This window comes from Gemella sp. 27098_8_149 (genome assembly GCF_041433745.1).
In the GTDB taxonomy this organism is placed as follows: domain Bacteria; phylum Bacillota; class Bacilli; order Staphylococcales; family Gemellaceae; genus Gemella.
Map to the genome: position 1 here is coordinate 1 of NZ_JAPWCB010000034.1, position 3,058 is coordinate 3,058.

The window sequence follows — 3,058 nt, forward strand, 5'->3', positions numbered from 1 at the left end:
GGGAGTAGAACAAGCTAAGGCTAACGGAACAACAGAAGTAAACAATGTAAATCCAACGCCAGTAGCGAAACCAGCGGCTAAGAAAGCAGTAGAAGACGCGTTAGCTGAGAAGATTAAAGAAATTGAAGCAAACAACGACTTAACAGCAGAAGAAAAAGCAGCAGCTAAGCAAGAAGCGCAAGATAAGGCAGCTGCAGCGAAGACTGCGATTGACAATGCGACAACAAACGCAGGAGTAGAACAAGCTAAGGTTAATGGAACAACAGAAGTAAACAATGTAAATCCAACGCCAGTAGCGAAACCAGCAGCTAAGACAGCGATTGATAATGCGCTTAAAGCCAAAGAAGCAGAAATCGATGCTCGAGATGATCTGACAGCTGAGGAAAAAATAGCAGCTAAGGAAGAAGCTAAAGCCAAAGCAGATGCAGCAAAACAAGCAGTTGATAAAGCGACAACAAATGCTGATGTTGAAAATGCAAAAACTACTGGGGTAGCAGATGTAAACTCATTGAATCCAGTAGCAGTTAAGAAACCGGAGGCTAAAAAAGCAGTTGATGAAGCACTTAAAGCTAAAGAAGCAGAAATTGATGCGAACAATGACTTAACAGCAGAAGAAAAACAAGCAGCTAAGGAAGAAGCAAAGGCCAAAGCAGATGCGGCTAAGCAAGCAATCGATGAAGCTGATACAGACATTAAGGTTGATGTAAATAGTATATCTGGTTTAAGTGATGTAAATTCATTTAGTCCAGAACCAGTTAAGAAATCAGAGGCTAAAAAAGCAATTGATGCAGCTCTAGAGAAGAAAATAGAAGAAATTGATGCTCGAGATGATTTAACAACTGAAGAGAAAACTGCAGCAAAAGCTGAAGCAGAAAACAAAGCTAATGAGGCGAAAGAAGCGATTGATGCAGCAGATACAGATATTAAAGTTGATGTAAATAGTATATCTGGTTTAAGTGATGTAAATTCGTTTAGCCCAGAAGCAGCTAAAAAACCAGCAGCTAAACAGGCAATAGATGATGCATTAAAAGCGAAAGAAGATGCAATAGATGCAAATGATGATTTAACAGCCGAAGAGAAAGCTAAGGCCAAAGCAGAAGCAAAGGCCAAAGCAGATGCAGCGAAAGAAGCAATCGACAATGCGACAACAAACGCAGAAGTGGAGCAGGCTAAGACTGCAGGAACAACAAGTGTAGATTCAGTGAATCCAGTAGCAGTTAAGAAACCAGCAGCTAAGCAATCAATAGACGAAGTACTTAAAGCTAAGAACGATGAGATAGACGCACGTACAGACTTAACAGATGAAGAGAAAACTGCGGCTAAAGCAGAAGCTAAGAAGAAAGCTGATTCAGCGAAAGAAGCAATTGATAATGCGACAACAAACGCAGAAGTGGAACAAGCTAAGACTAATGGAACAACAAGTGTAGATTCAGTAAATCCAACGGCACAAGCAAAACCAGCTGCGAAAAAAGCAATAGACGATGCTCTGAAATCTAAGAACGATGAGATAGACGCACGTACAGACTTAACGGACGAAGAAAAAACGGCGGCTAAGGCAGAAGCTAAGAAGAAAGCCGATGCAGCAAAAGAAGCGATCGATAATGCGACAACAAACGCAGGAGTAGAACAAGCTAAGGCTAACGGAACAACAGAAGTAAAAGCTGTAGACCCACAACCGGTAGTGAAAACAGAAGCTAAGAAAGCGATCGACGATGCGCTTAAAGCTAAGAATGACGAGATCGACGCGAACAACGACTTAACAGATGAAGAAAAAACTGTAGCTAAGAAAGACGCTAAAGCTAAAGCAGACGCAGCAAAAGAAGCAATCGATAACGCGCCAACAAACGCAGAAGTAGAACAAGCTAAGGCTAACGGAACAACAGAAGTGAAAGCTGTGGACCCACAACCAGTAGCGAAAACAGAAGCTAAGAAAGCAATCGAAGACGTTCTTAAAGCTAAGAATGATGAGATTGACGCACGTACGGATTTAACAGACGAAGAAAAAGCTAAAGCGAAAGAAGAAGCTAAGAAAAAAGCCGATGCAGCAAAACAAGCGATCGATAATGCGCCAACAAACGCAGGAGTAGAACAAGCTAAGGCTAACGGAACAACAGAAGTAAAAGCTGTAGACCCACAACCAGTAGCGAAAACAGAAGCTAAGGAAGCGATCGACGATGCGCTTAAAGCTAAGAATGATGAAATCGATGCGCGTTCAGACTTAACAGACGAAGAAAAAGCTAAAGCAAAAGAAGAAGCTAAGAAAAAAGCAGACGCAGCGAAAGAGACGATCGACAACGCGCCAACAAACGAGGGTGTAGAACAAGCTAAGACTAATGGAACAACAGAAGTAAACAATGTAAATCCAGAAGCAGTAGCAAAACCAGCTGCGAAACAAGCAATTGACGAAGCTCTGAAAGCTAAGAACGACGAGATTGACGCACGTACGGACTTAACAGACGAAGAGAAAACTGCGGCAAAAGAAGAAGCTAAGAAAAAAGCAGATGCAGCGAAAGAAGCAATCGACAATGCGACAACAAACGCAGAAGTAGACCAAGCTAAGACTAATGGAACAACAGAAGTAAACAATGTAAATCCAGAAGCAGTAGCAAAACCAGCTGCGAAACAAGCAATTGACGAATCTCTGAAAGCTAAGAATGATGAGATAGATGCTCGCACAGACTTAACAGATGAAGAGAAAACTGCGGCAAAAGAAGAAGCTAAGAAAAAAGCAGACTTAGCGAAAGAAGCGATCGATAATGCGACAACAAACGCAGAAGTAGATCAAGCTAAGGATAACGGAACGTCAGAAGTAACTTCAGTAAATCCACAACCAGTAGCAAAAACAGAAGCTAAGAAAGCAATCGATGAATCTCTGAAAGCTAAGAATGATGAGATAGATGCTCGCACAGACTTAACAAGCGAAGAAAAAGCCGCAGCTAAGCAAGAAGCGAAAACCAAAGCAGATGCAGCGAAAGAAACGATCGACAACTCGACAACAAATGCAGAAGTAGACCAAGCTAAGGATAACGGAACAACAGAAGTAAAAGCTGTAGACCCA

At 41.8% G+C, this 3,058-nt stretch carries 1 protein-coding gene; it reads left to right on the plus strand.

Translation table 11 applies throughout. The features are described 5' to 3' along the window. Positions 1-3,058 (plus strand): DUF1542 domain-containing protein (locus tag O3801_RS08465; RefSeq protein ID WP_371454671.1); only part of this gene is annotated, 3,058 nt, incomplete at both ends.